Source organism: Roseomonas marmotae (assembly GCF_017654485.1).
Classification (GTDB): domain Bacteria; phylum Pseudomonadota; class Alphaproteobacteria; order Acetobacterales; family Acetobacteraceae; genus Pseudoroseomonas; species Pseudoroseomonas marmotae.
Genome location: NZ_CP061091.1, coordinates 1,901,274 through 1,917,690, shown reverse-complemented (window position 1 = coordinate 1,917,690; position 16,417 = coordinate 1,901,274). Strand labels below are relative to the sequence as shown.

The window sequence follows — 16,417 nt, the reverse complement described above, 5'->3', positions numbered from 1 at the left end:
CCGAGAGAGGCGCAGGCGTGTTCAATGATCCGGCCTGGGAGGCAATGGGGCAAGCGATTTCGCATACCCCTCGAAAATGGGCACTCGACCGGGTTGCATCCACCCCAGGCCGATGCTATTTGCCCGCCACGCAGACAGCAGCCGCCGCTAAGGCGCTGTTGGGGAATAGTTTAACGGTAGAACTCCCGACTCTGACTCGGGCAGTCTTGGTTCGAATCCAGGTTCCCCAGCCAACCTTCTCCTAGAGCATTGTAGTTGCTGGCATCAGTAGATCGGCTTTTGGTCGGAAGCCGCACTTGCCGTCTACAGTCCCACAAAAGTCCCACATCACTCGCAAAAGCGGTATCTACCGCTACCGGCGGCGCCTCCCCCAGCAGCTTGGGCTGGAGGTCGCAATCAGCCTCCGTACGCGCCATTCCGCGAGGCGGAGTTCCTGGCAGGAGTGATGGACCGTGCGTTTGATGGCGCGCGGGCAAGGTCAGCAGTGACAGCAGACAGCGGTGACCTGAACGCCATCTCCGGGCTTACCTGAAGGAGGCCGTGGAGAAGCATTCACTACCTCTATTGGCCCTTCCGGTGCGCTCCCCATGGGGCTGCGGCCCCTCGGCATGCTGGAGATGGAGGCAGCAGATACCGCGACGCCTTCAGCCGCTTGGCTGCCGACACACCAAGACCGCCGTGCTTGGCCTTCCAGGCATAGAAGGTCGCTTCCGGGATCCCGTGCTTGCGGCAGAGACCCGCCGTCTTCAGCCCAGCCTCCTGCTCCCGCAACACCCCGATGATCTGCTCTTCCGTGAACCGTCCGCGCCTCATCTCCGTCTCCAAACGGGTGACGGACTCTACCTCCACTTGGTAGAAATCTCGGGGTTCAGGTCAGCGCGGGTCCAGGTGCTGGCAGTCGCGGCCAAGTCCGAAGAGATGGAGATGCCAGCATAGGATTGGCCGTCCTGCCGGCCTACAAGCTCGGCCACCGGCAGGGCGATGTGCAGGGCCTGACTTTTGGATGGCACTGAACGAGGGCATGCGGGAGACAAGTAAGACACAGGCCGCGGTGCCGCTGGTGCCAGCCACATACCCGAGCTTGCCGCAGCCATCGCAAAGGCGCGCTGCCCGGCGGCTGGCGCCCCCGAACCACATACTGGTCTGCCTGACGGCAGGGCAGCCTTATGAGCACCCACACCCGTCACCTCGCGACGCAGGTTGCGCGGCGCCACACCCGACGCAGGGCTGGGCAGTTCGAGGGTGCCACGGAGAAGCGAGTCAAACCGTGGCGGGAACAGGGCAGGAATGCCTGACGGAACTCGCGGCGGAGCAACTGAACTCAACGTCGGGCGTCAGAAAAACCGAGGATTAAGAAAGAGATGGTGGGCGCTCACGGGCTCGAACCGTGGACCTACTGATTAAGAGTCAGCTGCTCTACCAACTGAGCTAAGCGCCCTTCTCTTCCTCTGGGGCAGCGTGGCCGCCCCGTCGGTGGAGGGGGCTTTTAACGCCTCTGGCGGGATTGGCAACCCCTTCAATCGCGTGCTGCGCCAAATTCTGCATCGCGATGCACATGCACGGACATCAGCAGCCCGAAGCCCAGCATGGTCGTCAGCATGGCGGAGCCACCATGGCTGATCAGCGGCAGCGGCACACCGCCCACGGGGATGCTGCCGCTGACCATGGCGATGTTGACGAAGATATAGAGGAAGAAGTTGACCCCCAGCCCGATGGCCACCAGCCGCCCGAACTGATGGCGGCAGCGGAGGGCCACCATCAGCGCGAAGGCCACCACCAGCGCCAGCAGCAACAGGGTGGTTAGCGCCCCTACCAGCCCGAATTCCTCCGAGATCATGGTGAAGATGAAGTCGGTCTGCTTTTCCGGCAGGAAGTTCAGGTGGCCCTGCGTGCCTTGCAGGAAGCCCTTGCCCCAAAGCCCGCCCGAGCCCAGCGCGATCTTGGACTGGATGATGTTGTAGCCCGCGCCCAGAGGGTCGCTCTCCGGGTCCAGGAAGGTGGTGATGCGGGCGCGCTGGTAGTCATGCAGATGCTCGTAGGCAATCGGCGCCGCCACGCCCGCCATGCCCAGGATGGCGGCGAATTTCCACCAGCGCACCCCCGCTGCCCAGAAAACGGCGCCAGCCACCATCAGCGTGATCAGCCCGGTGCCGAGATTGGGCTGCTTCAGGATCATCCCCACCGGCACCAGCGTCAGCAGAACCGGCGGGATCAGGAAGAGCGGGTTGCCCACCCGCTCCCAGGTCGCGCGGTGGAACCAGGCGGCCAGACCCAGCACCAGCATGATCTTCATCAGCTCGGAAGGCTGAAGCTGGACCGGTCCCAGCTCGATCCAACGCTGCGCCCCCTTCCCCACCTGGCCATGCAGGGCCACCAGCACCAGCAGCCCCACCCCGCCCGCGTAGCCGAGCCAGGAGAGCTTCGCGATCAGGCGGATATCGATCATGGCGATGGAGAGCATCATCACCAGCCCGAAGCCGAAGCGCAGGGCATGCTTGCTGGCATAGGGTTCCGGCGCCCCGCCACCGGCGGAATAGAGGGCGACATAGCCCACCGACGCGACGGCGCAGAGCAGCAGCACGAAGCTCCAGGGAATCAGCCAGAGCTTCTCCAGGATGCCCGCGCCACGGTCGCGGGTCAGCAGGCGGCGCTCGAAGAAGGTGCGGGTCATCATGGGCGGGGGGTTCCGGTGCCGCGCCGGGCCTCGGCGACCTGCGGTGGGGTGGCCTCGGCGGTGCGGCCCGCAGGGGTGGGCGTGGCGCCGGGGCGGAAGCGGTTCAGCACCTCGGCCATCACGTCCCGGGCCAGCGGCGCGGCGGCGCTACCGCCGCTGGTGCCATGCTCGACCACGACGGCGATGGCGTATTGCGGGTCGTCATACGGGGCGAAGGCCACGAAAAGCGCATGCGGCAGCCATTCGCGCGGCATGGTCTCCACCCGGAATCCGCGCTCACGCTGCTCACGGGACACGCGGCGCACCTGGACGGAGCCGGTCTTCCCGGCCAGCACGCCCACCGAACCGGGCAGCCTGCCACCCCGACCGGTGCCGCCCTCCTCGTTCACCACCGCCCACATGCCCTCCCGCATCAGCTTCAGGTCACGTTCGGGGATACCGAGTTCCGGCCAGTCCTCCGCCCTGACACCGCGCAGGGTGCGGCCCTCGATGCTGCGCGTCAGGTGCGGCTGCACCGCGCGGCCGGTGGCCAGGCGCGCCGCCATGGTGGCAAGGGAGAGCGGGGTGAACTGGTAGAAGCCCTGGCCGATGCCATGCACCACGGTATCGCCGAGGTTCCAGGGCTTGCCCTGCTTGATGCGCCAGTCCCGGGTGGGCGAGAAGCCGCTGCGGGTGCCGGGCAGCTCGATCTCCAGGTCCACGCCCATGCCGAAGCGCTTGGCCATGGCGGTGATCCGGTCGATGCCCGTGCGCTTGGCGACCTCGTAGAAATAGACATCGCAGGAATGCTTGAGCGCGCCCCGCATATCCAGGCCGCCATGGCCAAAGCGCCGCCAGCAATGGAAGCGGGTATCGCCGAGGTCGTAGTGGCCGGGGCAGAAGATGCGTTCGCCGGGGGTGATGGTCTTGGCCTCCAGCGCCGCCAACGCCACCACCATCTTGAAGGTGGAGCCCGGGGCATAAAGGCCGTTGGTGGTCTTGTTGATCAGCGGCGTGGAGCGGCTGCGCGTCCATTCCCGCCACTGCGCGGAGGAGATGCCGGAGCTGAAGAGATTGGGATCGAAGCTGGGCTGGCTGGCAAGCGCCAGCACCTCGCCATTGCGGGCATCCAGCACCACCACGCTGGTGCCTTCCTCGATCCTGTCTCGCACCACCTTCTGCAACTCGGCATCGATGGAAATGCCGACATCCTTGCCCCGCACGCCCTCACGCCTGTCCAGCTCCCGGATCACGCGGCCGACGGCGTTGACCTCGAACTCCACCGTGCCGGCATTGCCGCGCAGCGCCTTGTCGTGGAACTTCTCGATGCCGGAACGGCCGACACGGATGCCCGGCAGTTCCAGCAGGGGGTCGCCATCCATATCGGCTTCCGCCGGCGGGGCCACGTAGCCCACCACATGCGCCAGATGATCGGCCCAGGGGTACTGGCGGGTGGTGCCGACATCGATGCTGATGCCCGGCAGGTCCGGCGCATTCACCTCGATCCGCGCCATCTCCTCCCAGCTCAGGAACTCCCGCACCGTCACCGGCACGAAGCGGCGGCGGCGGCGGATCTCGCGCTCGATCCGCGCCCGTTCCTGTTCCGTCAGCGGGATGAGGTTGCTGAAGGTCTCCAGCGTGGCCGCGACATCCTGCGTCTGCTCAGCGGTCAGCAGGGCACGCCAGTTCAGGTCGTTGGCGGCGATGATCCGCCCGGCGCGGTCCAGCACCCGGCCGCGCGGCGGGGCGATCAGCCGGGCGGAGATGCGGTTCTCCTCGGCCATGGTGGCATAGCGCTCACCCTCCTCCAGCTGCAGCTTCTGCAGCCGGTAGCCCAGGAAGCCGAACAGCCCCGCCTGGCCTGCCCCCAGCAGCAGCGCCCGCCGCGTGAAGACGGCGCGACGGCGCTCTTCCTCTTTCTTGCTCATCTCAGGCCAGATCCTCGGCCCGCTGCATGGCCTTGTGCAAGCGTGTCAGCAATGCGGCGGTAGCAGGATAGAACCCCGCCGCCAGCGCCCAGAGGACCACCCCCGGCATCAGGGGCGGCAGCCGCCCCATCAACGCCGACTGCAGCACATAGCCCAGCACCGCCGCGCCCGCCGCGAAGCCCGCGAAACTGAGCCAGACGACCAGGAAGGACTGACGCGCCAACACCCTGCGGAGCCGCAGCACGAGACCATGCACCACCAGCAGCGTCAGGATGCCGCTTCCCAGGGGCGCGAAGCCCAGCAGGTCCTGCAACAGGCCCAGCAGGAAACAGACCGGCGGCGACATGGCCGCCGGGCGGAAGATCGACCAGAAGAAGACGCAGGCCAGCGCCAGGGCCGGCATGGCCGAGGGCAACCCGACCGGCGCCGCGGCCAGCACCATGACCAACGCCGTGGTCACCCCAGGAAATGCGGTGCGCGCCAGCGCATCCAGCCGGCGCAGCAGGCCGGGGGCGGGTTCGGGCCGTCCTTTGATTGACATGGGGCGAGGCTCAGCGCCGCCCGCGTGGCTCGGGCCGGGCCACGGATTCCGGGGGCAGGATGCCGGAGAGGCCGAAATCGAAGATCCGCAGAATGTCCAGACTCTCCAGCCGCGCGAAAAGCTCCACCTCGGCCGTACCGCCCTCAGTCCAGCGCACCACGCCCACCGGCAGGCCCGCGGGGAAGACCGAGGCCTCGGCGCTGGTCACGACCCGCTCGCCTTCCTGCGGTTTGGCGCCTTCGGGCCAGTGCTGCAGGCGCGGGCGGTTTCCATTGGTGCCGGCCATGATGGCGCGCGCGCGGCTGCCCTCCAGCGTCACGGGGATACGGCTGTTCATGTCGGTCACCAGCAGCACGCGGGCGGAGCGGTCGCCCACCTCCGTCACGCGCCCGGCCAGGCCGCGCTCGTCCAGCGCCACCTGGCCCTTGCGGATCTCGACCCCCGGGGCGAGCGCCAGCAGCACGGCGCGGGCATAGGTGCCGCCGGCATCGGCCACCACGCGCGCGGTACGCAGGTTCCAGGGCGCCTCCGGCATGACGTTCAGCTGGCGGCGCAGCAGGTCGTTCTCCGCCTCCAGGGAGAGGGCGGCGGCCTGCCAGCGGTGCAGGCGCTCGTTCTCCTCGCGCAGCCGGGCATTCTCTTCCCGCATGGCCCAGAGCATCCGGGCCTCCTGTGCCGCGTCGCGCACGGCATTCAGCGGCTGCGCCATGACGGCGTAGATGGGGGAGAGCGTGTCGGCCAGCGTCATCCTCGCCCGCTCGACCAGCGAGGTATCCGCCTTGCCGACCAGCATGGCGCCAAAGGCGAGCGCCACCAGCACCGGCAGGGACAAGCGCGACAGGGCCAGGCGCAGCGGGATGCTGAGACGGATCAAGCGCGGCCTTCCTCAGGGACAGGTTGTAGGAAGAACGTCCAGTATAAGGATTCGTCAGCGGGACCCGAGCCTGAGCCCCACTTTTTCAGTACATGGAGGAGAGGACGTGGCGAAGCCGCTTCATCTCATCCAGCGCCCGCCCGGTGCCGAGCGCCACGCAGGCCAGCGCATCCTCGGCCACCGAGACCGGCAGGCCCGTGGAATCCCGCAGCACCTGGTCCAGCCGCTGCAGCAGCGCGCCGCCGCCGGTCAGCACGATGCCCTTGTCCACGATATCGGCAGCCAGCTCCGGCGGCGTGTTCTCCAGCGCCACCTTCACCGCCTCGACGATCTGGCTGACCGGCTCCGCCAGGCTCTCGGCGATCTGGCGCTGGCTGACCACCACCTCGCGCGGCACGCCGTTCATCAGGTCGCGGCCGCGCACTTCCGTCACCGGGCCTTCCTCGCCCCAGTCCGGCAGGGCGGCGGCGCCGATCTCCATCTTGATCCGCTCGGCCGTGCTCTCGCCGATCAGCAGGTTAAACTGGCGGCGGATATAGCTGATGATGGCCTCATCCAGCTTGTCGCCACCCACGCGCACGCTGCGGGCATAGACGATGCCGCCCAGGCTGATCACCGCCACCTCGGTCGTGCCGCCGCCGATATCGACGATCATGGAACCGGAAGGCTCGGTCACCGGAAGGCCGGCACCGATGGCGGCGGCCATCGGCTCCTCGATCAGCAGCACCTTGCGGGCGCCGGCACTCTCCGCGCTCTCCTGAATCGCGCGCCGTTCCACGGCGGTCGAACCGGAGGGCACGCAGACGATGATCATCGGCGAGGTGAAACTGCGGCGGTTATGCACCTTGCGGATGAAGTGCTTGATCATCTCCTCCGCCACCTCGAAATCGGCGATGACGCCGTCCCGCAGCGGGCGGATGGCCGCGATATTGCCTGGGGTGCGGCCGAGCATCTGCTTGGCTTCCTCACCCACCGCCAGCACCTGCTTGCGGCCGCGGATATCGGCGATGGCGACCACGGAGGGCTCGTTCAGCACGATGCCCCGACCTTTCACATAGACCAGCGTATTGGCCGTGCCGAGGTCGATGGCCATGTCGGCGGAGAGGAAGCCGAACAGGCGAGAGAACATGCTAGGAACCTTCCGGGAGATGAAGCCGCACGTCAGGCGGGAAAAGGCGCCGTGGATTACCGCCCGCGGCGCTCTTGCTCAAGCTGCAATCCATGTATGGCTGCAACCCGCTGCTTAAGCCCGCGTTTAGCGGCCATAGATTCCACAACTCCGGGAAACCCAATCCATGCGCAAAACCACCATCGCCCTGCTCGCCATCGCCGGCCTCAGCCTGACGGCCTGCGGCTACTCGACCGGCGATCGTGCGGCCTCCGGCGGTCTGCTGGGCGCTGGCGCGGGCGCCGCGGTTGGCTCCCTCTCCGGCAATGCAGGCACTGGCGCGCTGATCGGTGGCGCGGCGGGTGCCCTGGGCGGTGCCGCGACCAGCCCGAACACCGTCAACCTCGGCCGCCCTGCCTGGCGCTGAACCCATCTGGCCGCCCCGGAAGGGCGGCCACCTGAAACGAAAGACGGCCGGCCCATCGGGACCGGCCGTTTTTCATGGCCTCACCCCGCCTGGGCGGGGGTCAGGATCTCCGGCGGCGCGGTGCGGACGCGCTTGGCCAGCAGCTTGTTCAGCGCATGCACATAGGCGCGGGCGGAAGCCACGATGGTGTCGGTATCGGCGCCCTGGCCGTCCACCAGCTTGCCGTCCTCCTCCAGCCGCACGGTCACGCGCGCCTGGGCATCGGTGCCGCCGGTGACGGACTGCACGGCATAGAGCTTCAGTTCCGCCTTATGCGGCACGACCTGCTGCAAGGCGTTGAAGGTGGCGTCCACGGCGCCATCGCCACCAGCCACGGCCTCGCAACGCTCGCCATCCACTTCCAGCACCAGGCTGGCGGTGGGACGGGTGCCCATGCCGGTGGCAACCGTCAGCGCCAGCAGCTTCACGCGGTCCTTGATGCGGACCACCTCGTCATCCACCAGCGCGACGATATCCTCGTCGTAGACGACCTTCTTGCGGTCAGCCAGGTCCTTGAAGCGGCGGAAGGCGTCGTTCAGCTGGTTGTCGCCCAGCGTGTAGCCCAGCATCGACAGCTTGTCGCGGAAGGCCGCGCGGCCGGAATGCTTGCCCATGACCAGGGAGTTGGTGGTCCAGCCGACGCTCTCCGGCGTCATGATCTCGTAGGTTGCCTTGTCCTTCAGCACGCCGTCCTGGTGGATGCCGCTCTCATGCGCGAAGGCGTTGCGGCCCACGATGGCCTTGTTCGGCTGCACGTCGAAGCTGGTGATCGTGGCCAGCAGGCGGCTGGTGCGCAGGATGTTCTGCGTCACGATGCCGGTGGAGAAGGGAATGACGTCCTGGCGCGTACGCAGCGCCATGGCCACCTCTTCCAGCGCCGCGTTGCCCGCGCGCTCGCCGATGCCGTTGATGGTGGCCTCCACCTGCCGCGCCCCGGCATGCAGCGCCGCGATGGTATTGGCTACCGCCAGGCCCAGGTCGTCGTGGTTATGGGCGGAGAAGATCACGCCATCGGCGCCCGGCACGCGCTCGCGCAGCATGGTGAAGATGCGGGCGATATCCTCCGGCACCGCGTAGCCGACGGTATCCGGGATGTTGATGGTGGTGGCGCCGGCCTTGATGGCGGCTTCGACGCAGCGGCACAGGAAGTCCGGGTCGGTGCGGCTGCCGTCCTCGGCGGACCATTCCACGTCGGCCACGTGGTTGCGCGCCAACTCGACGGACTTGGTGACCGCCTCCAGCACCGCCTCGGGCGTCATGCGCAGCTTGACGCGCATATGCAGGTCGGAGGTGGAGATGAAGGTGTGGATGCGCTGGCGGGCGGCGGGCTTCACGGCCTCCACGGCGCGCAGGATGTCGCCGGGCGCGGAGCGGGACAGGCCGCAGACCACCGGGCCATCCTTGGCGAAGCGCTGCGCGATGGACTGCACGCTCTCGAAATCGCCCTGGCTGGCGATGGGGAAGCCGGCTTCCATGACATCGACGCCCAGTTCCGCCAGGGCCTCGGCCATCCGCAGCTTCTCCTCCAGGTTCATGGAGAAGCCGGGGGACTGCTCGCCGTCGCGCAGCGTGGTGTCGAAGATGATGACGCGGTTGTCGGCGATGGTGCCGAAGCTGGGATGGTTGATGGCCATGATAACGCTCCTTCGATGACTTGCCGTGCAGCGCGGGGGCGCGCGGGCCCCCGGGGGTCCCCCTGAGCGATGCCGGCAGGTCAGCCGGGCGTCACGCCCAGGGGCGGCTAAGTCGAAGGAGGAGGCCGGAAAGCGCGCGTGCGCCGATGCCGGCGGGAAGGCCGGTCAGCAGCGGAGCGTGGCACGCGGCGATGGTCATGCCAGCGACGATAGGGACCCGCGCCGGGTGCCGCAAGGGCGGAATCGCCGGATCACGGCTGGACGATGTGGAAGGGATGTATTCTCATCCCGGAATGAGCCTGACCAGCCAACGCCACCTCTTCGATATCCCGCGCCGGATCGCCTATCTGGACGGGGCCGCCTATTCCCCCGTGCCGCGCAGCGTCCGCGCCGCGGGCGAGGCCGGGATGCTGACCAAGAGCGAGCCATGGGCGCATCCCTCCCGCGCCGCCGAATGGGCCGAGCGCACGCGCTCCGCCGCCGCCCGGCTGATCGGCGCCGAGGCGGGGGATATCGCCATCATCGGCTCCATCAGCCACGGCATGGCCACGGCGGCGCGCAACCTGGAACTGGCCGCCGGCACGCGCCTGTTGCGGGTTCAGGACGAGTTCCCCTCCGTCAGCATGATCTGGGACCGGATGGCGGCTGAGCGCGGCGCGGTGCTGGATGTCGTCCCCCGGCCCGCCGATGGCGACTGGACCAGCGCGGTGCTGGAGGCCATCGCCCGCCCCGGCGCCCCGCCTGTGGGCGTGGCCTGCCTGACGCCGCTGCACTGGTCCGATGGCGCCATCATCGACCTGGACCGCATCGCCCCGGCCCTGCGCGCCCAAGGCGCAGCGCTGGTGGTGGATGCCACCCAGGCCGTGGGCGCCATGCCGGTCGAAGTCGCGCGCTGGCGGCCGGATTTCCTGGCCTTCCCGACCTATAAATGGGTGCTGGGGCCCTACAGCCTCGCCTTCCTCTATGCCGCGCCGCACCGGCAGTCCGGCCTGCCTCTGGAGGAGAACAACGGCAACCGCCCTGGCGGAGACTTCGCCCCCGGCGCCCGCCGCTATGACAAGGGCGAGCGGAACGATCCGGTCAACCTCCCCATGGCCGCCACGGGGATGGAGCTGGTGGCCTCCTGGGGCACCGGGGCCGTGGCGGACAGGCTGCGCGCCCTGACCGACCAGTTGGCCGGGGCGGCGGAGGCGTTCGGCCTCGCCGCGCTGCCACGCCCGCTGCGTGCCCCGCATATCCTGGGCCTGCGTATCCCGGGCGGCATGCCCGCCGGGCTGATCGACGCCCTGGCCGCCGAGGGGGTCCATGCCAGCGACCGGTTGGGGGTGCTGCGGGTCAGCCCGCATGTCTGGGCGGATGCAGAAGATCTTGAGCTTTTCCAGGCGGCGCTAAGCCGCTGTCTGCCCACGCTTCTGGTGTAAAACACGGCAGGAATTCCCCGTTTCAGGCGATCATCACGCAGCTGTTACTACCGTGAGCCTGACACTTTAAGCTTGGGCGGAAGTTATCGAGCGGCATCCCATCCTCAAGGAGGTCCCCGAAGGTGCGTATTCTTCCGACCCTGGCTGTTCTGACCGCATCCATCGGCCTGGCGGCCTGCTCCGTGAACACGGCGCCCCCGACGGTCGTCTCCGCCCCGGCCCCGACGCCGCAGCCCACCACCGTGATGACAACCCCGGCCCCCATGACCACGGGCCCGAGCGTCACGGTCCGTCCGTGATCTGACGCGGGCGGCGGCCCCTCCCGCCGCCCGCAACTCCCGCCGGCCTCAGGCCGGTGGATGTGTGCTGAGCCAGTGCCGCGCTATCTCCTCCCGCGTCGCCACCCAGATGTCCGGGCAGGACTTCACGTAATCCAGCACGCGCGCCAGGGCCGCGGCACGGCCGGGACGGCCCACCAGGCGACAATGCAGCCCGACGCTCATCATCTTCGGTGCCGTCTTCCCCTCCTCCCGCAGCAGGTCCACGGCATCGCGCAGATGCTGCTCGAAACCGTCATTGCCGGAGAAGCCGGGCGGCACGGCGAATTTCATGTCGTTGTTGTCGAGGGTATAGGGAATGATCAGCAGGGGCTTGCCGGCGACAGTGACGTAATAGGGAAGATCGTCGTCATAGGCGTCGCTGTCGTAGAGAAAGCCGCCATGCTCGGCCACCAGCCGGCGCGTCCGCTCGCTGATGCGGCCCGTGTACCAGCCGACCGGGGGTTTTCCCACGGTGCGCGTGATGGTCTCCACGCATTTCGCGATATGCTCGCGTTCCGTCGCCTCATCGACATCCTGGTAGTTGATCCAGCGCCAGCCATGGCTGGCCACCTCATGCCCGGCCTCCGCGAAGGCTCTGCCCACCGCCGGGTTCAGTTCCAGCGCCCGGCCGACGCCATAGACCGTCAGCCTGAGGTCCCGCTGCGCGAACAGGCGTAGCACGCGCCAGACGCCGGCACGGGCACCGTAGTCGAACTGGCTCTCCTTGCCGATGTCCCGCGCCCCGAGCACGGGGTTCCCGCCCGGTGTCTCGTTCAGATAGATCTCGCTACCGGCGTCGCCGTTCAGCACGGTATTCTCGCCGCCCTCCTCGTAGTTCAGCACGAAGGACAGCGCGAGCCTCGCGCCGCCGGGCCATTGCGGGTCCGGCGGGTTGGGGCCGTAGCCCTGGAAGTCGCGGGGATAGCAGCTGTCTGGAGCCAGGATCGTCATGCGGCGAGCTTGGCGGGGCGGCGGCCAGGGCGTCAACGAAAGAGCAGCGGCCTTCGCGAACCTCCATGCTCCATGGCTGTTCAACCCGGGAACGCAGGTCCAGGGAACAGAGACATGGCCGAAGATCACTCCCCCTCTCGCCGGAACGTCTTCCGGGGGATCGCCGCCGCGGGCATCGCCTCGGCGGCGGCGGCCCCGGCCCTGGCGCAGGGGGCGCCGGATGCGGGCGCGGCCCCGGCGCTTTCGAACCCGCAGGACAAGTATCCCAGACCCCCCTTCCCCATGCAGTCCCAGCCCTGGCCAGGGCTACAATCGAGGATGACGCCTGTCCCCGATTGCGGCGAGGCCAGCTACAGGGGCTCAGGCCGGCTTGCGGGGCGCCGCGCGCTGATCACCGGCGGCGATTCCGGCATCGGGCGGGCCGCCGCCATCGCCTATGCGCGGGAGGGGGCGGATGTCGCGATCAACTATGTCCCCAGCGAGGAACCCGACGCGCAGGAGGTCGCGAAGCTGATCCGCGACGCCGGACGCAAGGCCGTGCTGATCCCCGGTGATATCCAGGACGAGGCCTTCTGCCGCAGCCTGGTCGAGCGGGCGGTGCGGGAACTCGGCGGTCTGGATACGCTGGTCAGCAATGCCGCCTATCAGCACGCGCAGACCTCGCTGCTGGATATCTCCACCGAGCAGCTCGACCGGACCATGAAGACCAATGTCTACGCCATGTTCTGGATCGTGAAGGCGGCGCTGCCGCATCTGCCGCCAGGATCGGCCATCATCTGCACTAGCTCGGTCAATGCGCAGACGCCTTCTCCACAGATCCTCGACTATGCCTGCACCAAGGGCGCGATCATGATCTTCGTGCGCGGGCTGGCGAAGCAGCTTGTGGACCAGGGCATCCGCGTGAACGGCGTCGCGCCCGGCCCCTTCTGGACGCCGTTGCAGGTCTCCGGCGGGCAGACGGAGGAAGGGCTGAAAAACTTCGGCAGCACCACGCCCATGAAGCGCCCGGGACAGCCGGTGGAGCTGGCCTCCGTCTATGTTGAGCTGGCCGCCGCTACCTCCAGCTACACAACCGGTCAGATCTACGGCGAGACCGGAGGCGTGGGCTGGCCCTGAGGCGTGAGCTGGACCATTGCTTCCTCAAGATCACGCAATCCCCGGCCATTCCCCGCAGCGCGGCCCCCGGCGGGGCCGCCGGCACGATAGGGCGCGCTGAAACCATCCTCCGCGCCCGGCGTAAGCCCGTGATCAGGGACAGCGACGGGGTCAGTGCCATGCCGAAGGAAAAAGGCACCGTTCACTACGATTCCCCGGCGGGCGGCTGGGGTTCCTTGCGCGGCATCAGCACGATCTTCGGCAAGGAATGGTCGACGCCGCTGGCGATCGAGACACTGATGCGGCAGAACAAGCCGCACGGCTTCATGTGCGTCTCCTGCTCCTGGGCCAAGCCAGCCAATCCCCACCCCTTCGAATTCTGCGAGAACGGTGCGAAGGCAACCCTGTGGGACCTGACCAGCCGCCGCTGCACGCCGGAATTCTTTGCCACGCATACGCTGGCCGAGCTGCGGGAATGGCGGGATTACGACCTGGAGCAGGAGGGGCGGCTGACCCACCCGTTGCGCTACGACGCCGCCACGGACCGCTACGTGCCCTGTGGCTGGGACGAGGCCTTTGCCGCCATCGGCAAGGAACTGCGCGCGCTGGAACCGAAATCCGCCGTCTTCTACTCCTCCGGCCGGGCGAGCCTGGAGACTTCCTACCTCTATGCGCTGTTCGCGCGGCTCTATGGCCACAACAACCTGCCTGACAGCTCGAACATGTGCCACGAGACCACCTCCGTCGCGCTGAAGCAGGTCATCGGGACGAGCGTCGGCACCGTGGTCTTCGACGATCTCTCCAACTGCGATGCGATGTTCTTCTTTGGGCAGAATACCGGCTCCAACAGCCCACGCTTCCTGCACCCGTTGCAGGAAGCCGCGAAGCGTGGCGTTAAGATCATCACCTTCAACCCGGTGCGGGAGCGGGGACTGGAGGTCTTCACCAATCCGCAAAACCCGGTGGAGATGCTGACGGGGCAGGAAACCGCCATCAGCAGCCAGTATCACCAGGTCCGGCCGGGCGGCGACATCGCCGTGATTCTCGGCATCTGCAAGCACGTCCTCGCCGCGGATGACGCCGCGCAGCAGCAGGGGCGGCGCGTGCTGGACGAGGACTTCATCCAGCAGCACACCCATGGCTTCAAGGCCTTCGAAGCAAAGGTGCGTGGGACCGGCTGGGAGGAGATCGAGGCGCAGTCCGGCCTGTCACGGCGGGATATCGAGGCAGCCGCCCAGGTCTATGTCGAAGCCGACCGCGTCACCGCCTTCTACGGCATGGGGCTGACCCAGCATGTCCATGGCTTCGAGAACGTGGCGATGCTGGTGAACATGCTGCTGCTGAAAGGCAATATCGGCCGCGATGGGACCGGCATTTCTCCTGTCCGGGGCCATTCCAACGTGCAGGGGCAGCGCACCGTCGGCATCGCGGAAAAGCCGGAGCTGGTGCCGCTCGACAGGCTGGCGAAGCAGTTCAACTTCAAGCCGCCGCGCGACAAGGGCCTGAACACCGTGGAGGCCTGCGAGGGTATCATCTCCGGCCAAGTGCGTGCCTTTATCGGCCTGGGTGGCAACTTCGTTCGCGCCATCCCGGAACGCGACCGGATGGAAAAGGCCTGGAGCGATATGCGCCTGACCGTACAGGTCGCCACGAAGCTCAACCGCAGCCACCTGGTGCATGGCCAGGTAGCCTATCTCCTGCCCTGCCTCAGCCGCACCGAGGAAGATATCCAGGCCAGCGGTCCGCAGGCCGTCAGCATGGAGGATACCTTCAGCTGCATCCATGGCTCGATCGCCCGCCGCAAGCCCGCCAGTGATCACCTGCGTTCGGAGGTCGCGATCGTCGCCGGTATCGCCAAGGCGACGCTGCCGGTCAACAACCGGGTGAAATGGGACGAATGGGTCGCTGATTACAGCCTGATCCGTGACCTGATCGCCGAGACCTACCTTGAGGAATTCCACGACTTCAATAACCGCATGTTCACTCCCGGCGGCTTCTATCGCGGGAATTCGGCGCGGGAGCGGATCTGGAAAACCAAGTCCGGCAAAGCCGAGTTCACCGTAGCCAAGCCGATGTCGGCGACCGGATTCGAGGATGCGCCGGGCCGCTTCCGCCTCATCACCCTGCGCAGCAACGACCAGTTCAACACGACGATCTATGGCTACAGCGACCGTATGCGCGGCATCGAAGGCACGCGCGACGTGGTGCTCATCAACCCCCTGGAAATGCGGCGCCACAACCTGCGGGAGGGCCAGGTTGTCTCCCTTGTCAGCGATGCAGGAGATGGGGTTGAGCGGAAGGTCAGCGGCCTGAGGGTGACGCCCTTCCGTCTGCCGGATGGCTGCCTCGGCGCTTATTACCCGGAGATGAACCCCCTCATCCCCCTCTCCCACCATGACGAGCAGTCCAAGACGCCAGCCGCCAAGTCGGTTCCGGTGAGGATCCTGCAGGAAGATGGCAGGGAAGATACCGGCAACGGGCGGGAACCCGTGGGCCACGCCACGCATCCGCTGTGACCGCCGCGCGGCGTCATCCGCCTTGCCGCGTGGCCGCGCGGTCGAGCAGGTCGATGACCACCGCGTCCTCGACCTGCGTGAAGTCCTCGTAGAACCGTCCGACAGCGCCGAACGGGTCCGGAAGCGCCAGAAAGACGGCGTCGTCGCAGAGGCCGCGCAGCATGGCGGCGACTTCCGGCGCGGCTACGGGAACCGCCAGCACCACGCGCCGCGCGAGGCCCGCCGCCCTCAGCATTCGCAGCGCGACCCTGGCCGTGGCACCGGTCGCGGCCCCGTCATCGACCACGATGACAGTCCGGTTCTCGACCGGCAGAGGCGGGCGGCCGCGCAGATAGGCGTCACTTCGCCGCGTGATCTCGGCACGCTGCCGGGCGGCTTCCCGCTCCAGATAAGCTTCGGAGATACCGAGTTCGCGGACCACCGCCTCATTAATCACCGTGCCGGGATGGGCACCACCCAGCACGGCACCAGCCGCCAGTTCCGGGAAGTGTGGCGCGCCGATCTTCCGCACCAGCAGGATGTCGAGCGGCGCGCCCAATGCCGCCGCCACCTCGAAGGCCACCGGCACCCCGCCGCGGGGCAGAGCCAGCACCACGGGCGCCGCATCGCGCAGATGCATGAGGCGCGCGGCCAGCGCGCGCCCCGCCGCAGCCCTGTCCTCGAGCATCACGAAGCCTGGTTCCGCATCAGCCATGGGCCCCTGTGGCCCGTGGGCGCCATGGCGCCCATCTCCGTCACCGGGGCTGGACCCGCGGAGAGCCTCCCGGCGAGCCGGGCAGCGGGACCACCGGCGTCGTCGTTCCGACGTCGTTATCCGGCGCGGCCTCCGGCATGTCCGGGTCCACGTCTCCGGGGGGCCGGATGACTCCGTCCCGGGGGCCTTCCGAAGGCAGGCCCGCTGGAGGAGCCG

General features: G+C 67.9%; 13 protein-coding genes, 2 tRNA genes and 1 pseudogene. 6 read left to right on the top strand and 10 right to left on the bottom strand.

Translation table 11 applies throughout. The annotated features are described in order from the left end of the window. The first annotated feature begins 159 nt into the window (after window positions 1-159). A tRNA-Gln gene (locus tag IAI58_RS09040) sits at window positions 160-233 on the top strand. Window positions 234-639: 406 nt separating this feature from the next. On the opposite strand, the pseudogene IAI58_RS09035 reads toward IAI58_RS09040, so the two are convergent. The 7 genes and pseudogenes from IAI58_RS09035 to IAI58_RS09005 form a co-directional block, all read right to left on the bottom strand. Then, a pseudogene (locus tag IAI58_RS09035) lies at window positions 640-813 on the bottom strand (transposase); the annotation flags it as partial. A gap of 549 nt (window positions 814-1,362) precedes the next feature. Further along, window positions 1,363-1,438, bottom strand: a tRNA-Lys gene (locus IAI58_RS09030). 78 nt (window positions 1,439-1,516) lie between these two features. Next, a complete protein-coding gene (gene rodA, locus IAI58_RS09025) occupies window positions 1,517-2,674 on the bottom strand; it encodes a rod shape-determining protein RodA (RefSeq protein ID WP_207449025.1) in 1,158 nt (385 codons plus the stop codon). Next, window positions 2,671-4,581 (bottom strand): penicillin-binding protein 2, encoded by a 1,911-nt coding sequence (mrdA, locus tag IAI58_RS09020; RefSeq protein ID WP_207449027.1) that lies wholly within the window; start codon window positions 4,579-4,581, stop codon window positions 2,671-2,673. Before mrdA ends, rodA begins: the two co-directional genes overlap by 4 nt. A 1-nt stretch (window position 4,582) precedes the next feature. Further along, window positions 4,583-5,122, bottom strand: coding sequence for a rod shape-determining protein MreD (gene mreD, locus IAI58_RS09015; protein ID WP_207449029.1), 540 nt, complete (start codon window positions 5,120-5,122; stop codon window positions 4,583-4,585). 10 nt (window positions 5,123-5,132) lie between these two features. Then, window positions 5,133-5,996 (bottom strand): rod shape-determining protein MreC, encoded by an 864-nt coding sequence (gene mreC / locus IAI58_RS09010; RefSeq protein WP_207449031.1) that lies wholly within the window; start codon window positions 5,994-5,996, stop codon window positions 5,133-5,135. An 85-nt stretch (window positions 5,997-6,081) separates the two neighbouring features. Continuing rightward, on the bottom strand, window positions 6,082-7,125 hold the full coding sequence (locus tag IAI58_RS09005) for a rod shape-determining protein (protein ID WP_208775918.1): 1,044 nt from the start codon (window positions 7,123-7,125) through the stop codon (window positions 6,082-6,084). A gap of 166 nt (window positions 7,126-7,291) precedes the next feature. Between IAI58_RS09005 and IAI58_RS09000 the strand changes: the two genes are divergently transcribed. After that, on the top strand, window positions 7,292-7,531 hold the full coding sequence (locus IAI58_RS09000) for a YMGG-like glycine zipper-containing protein (protein WP_207449035.1): 240 nt from the start codon (window positions 7,292-7,294) through the stop codon (window positions 7,529-7,531). 80 nt (window positions 7,532-7,611) lie between these two features. On the opposite strand, the gene IAI58_RS08995 is transcribed toward IAI58_RS09000, so the two are convergent. Further along, window positions 7,612-9,204, bottom strand: coding sequence for a 2-isopropylmalate synthase (locus IAI58_RS08995; protein ID WP_207449037.1), 1,593 nt, complete (start codon window positions 9,202-9,204; stop codon window positions 7,612-7,614). A 293-nt stretch (window positions 9,205-9,497) separates the two neighbouring features. Between IAI58_RS08995 and IAI58_RS08990 the strand changes: the two genes are divergently transcribed. Both IAI58_RS08990 and IAI58_RS08985 read left to right on the top strand, forming a co-directional pair. Further along, window positions 9,498-10,625 carry an aminotransferase class V-fold PLP-dependent enzyme gene (locus IAI58_RS08990; RefSeq protein ID WP_207449039.1) on the top strand — a complete coding sequence of 376 codons (1,128 nt, stop codon included), beginning with the start codon at window positions 9,498-9,500 and terminating at the stop codon, window positions 10,623-10,625. Between the two features lie 122 nt (window positions 10,626-10,747). After that, on the top strand, window positions 10,748-10,924 hold the full coding sequence (locus tag IAI58_RS08985) for a hypothetical protein (protein ID WP_207449041.1): 177 nt from the start codon (window positions 10,748-10,750) through the stop codon (window positions 10,922-10,924). A gap of 48 nt (window positions 10,925-10,972) precedes the next feature. Here IAI58_RS08985 and puuE read toward each other — a convergent pair whose 3' ends face one another. Then, window positions 10,973-11,896 (bottom strand): allantoinase PuuE, encoded by a 924-nt coding sequence (gene puuE, locus IAI58_RS08980; protein ID WP_207449043.1) that lies wholly within the window; start codon window positions 11,894-11,896, stop codon window positions 10,973-10,975. Window positions 11,897-12,010: 114 nt separating this feature from the next. On the opposite strand from puuE, the gene IAI58_RS08975 reads away from it, so the two are divergent. Further along, on the top strand, window positions 12,011-13,012 hold the full coding sequence (locus IAI58_RS08975) for an SDR family oxidoreductase (protein ID WP_207449045.1): 1,002 nt from the start codon (window positions 12,011-12,013) through the stop codon (window positions 13,010-13,012). A gap of 158 nt (window positions 13,013-13,170) precedes the next feature. Beyond that, a complete protein-coding gene (locus IAI58_RS08970; protein ID WP_207449046.1) occupies window positions 13,171-15,507 on the top strand; it encodes an FdhF/YdeP family oxidoreductase in 2,337 nt (778 codons plus the stop codon). Window positions 15,508-15,520: 13 nt separating this feature from the next. On the opposite strand, the gene IAI58_RS08965 is transcribed toward IAI58_RS08970, so the two are convergent. Continuing rightward, window positions 15,521-16,201 carry a phosphoribosyltransferase gene (locus IAI58_RS08965; RefSeq protein ID WP_237182550.1) on the bottom strand — a complete coding sequence of 227 codons (681 nt, stop codon included), beginning with the start codon at window positions 16,199-16,201 and terminating at the stop codon, window positions 15,521-15,523. Window positions 16,202-16,417: the final 216 nt, after the last annotated feature.

Bases quoted from the DNA above. Each gene is read 5' to 3' on its own strand.
- rodA (WP_207449025.1), bottom strand. From the start codon at position 2,674: ATGATGACCCGCACCTTCTTCGAGCGCCGCCTGCTGACCCGCGACCGT.
- mrdA (WP_207449027.1), bottom strand. From the start codon at position 4,581: ATGAGCAAGAAAGAGGAAGAGCGCCGTCGCGCCGTCTTCACGCGGCGG.
- mreD (WP_207449029.1), bottom strand. From the start codon at position 5,122: ATGTCAATCAAAGGACGGCCCGAACCCGCCCCCGGCCTGCTGCGCCGG.
- IAI58_RS09005 (WP_208775918.1), bottom strand. From the start codon at position 7,125: ATGTTCTCTCGCCTGTTCGGCTTCCTCTCCGCCGACATGGCCATCGAC.
- IAI58_RS09000 (WP_207449035.1), top strand. From the start codon at position 7,292: ATGCGCAAAACCACCATCGCCCTGCTCGCCATCGCCGGCCTCAGCCTG.
- IAI58_RS08995 (WP_207449037.1), bottom strand. From the start codon at position 9,204: ATGGCCATCAACCATCCCAGCTTCGGCACCATCGCCGACAACCGCGTC.
- IAI58_RS08990 (WP_207449039.1), top strand. From the start codon at position 9,498: ATGAGCCTGACCAGCCAACGCCACCTCTTCGATATCCCGCGCCGGATC.
- puuE (WP_207449043.1), bottom strand. From the start codon at position 11,896: ATGACGATCCTGGCTCCAGACAGCTGCTATCCCCGCGACTTCCAGGGC.
- IAI58_RS08975 (WP_207449045.1), top strand. From the start codon at position 12,011: ATGGCCGAAGATCACTCCCCCTCTCGCCGGAACGTCTTCCGGGGGATC.
- IAI58_RS08970 (WP_207449046.1), top strand. From the start codon at position 13,171: ATGCCGAAGGAAAAAGGCACCGTTCACTACGATTCCCCGGCGGGCGGC.
- IAI58_RS08965 (WP_237182550.1), bottom strand. From the start codon at position 16,201: ATGGCTGATGCGGAACCAGGCTTCGTGATGCTCGAGGACAGGGCTGCG.